The sequence below is a fragment of the Rhizobium sp. RHZ01 genome, assembly GCF_014851595.1.
GTDB classification, from domain to species: domain Bacteria; phylum Pseudomonadota; class Alphaproteobacteria; order Rhizobiales; family Rhizobiaceae; genus Rhizobium; species Rhizobium altiplani.
The window spans coordinates 1-285 of record NZ_JACUZZ010000138.1 but is presented as its reverse complement, the minus strand read 5'-3'; the positions used below and the strand labels follow the sequence as shown (position 1 = coordinate 285).

Here is a 285-nt window from a genome sequence, read left to right as displayed (position 1 = left end):
GACTAAGCCATCCTTGGTTTCAACAGAACTGGGCTCGGACATCTCGCGCAATCCATGGGATTGTGCAAAACACCTGGAAGCCTCCAGATCAATCTTCTCTTCACGATATATGCAGAACAGGCATCCGACTTGAAGTCGATGCAAACTTTGTTTTTCTTCAGAAGGATATCCCGGCTCGACACCAAAGCGATTTGGTGGAGCTGAGCGGGATCGAACCGCTGACCCCCTGCTTGCAAAGCAGGTGCTCTCCCAGCTGAGCTACAGCCCCAACCATCGCAACACCTG

At 52.3% G+C, this 285-nt stretch carries 1 tRNA gene; it reads right to left on the bottom strand.

The annotated features are described in order from the left end of the window. Positions 1-192: 192 nt before the first annotated feature. Positions 193-268: transfer RNA gene (locus tag IB248_RS31175), tRNA-Ala, on the bottom strand. Between the last annotated feature and the right edge of the window lie 17 nt (positions 269-285).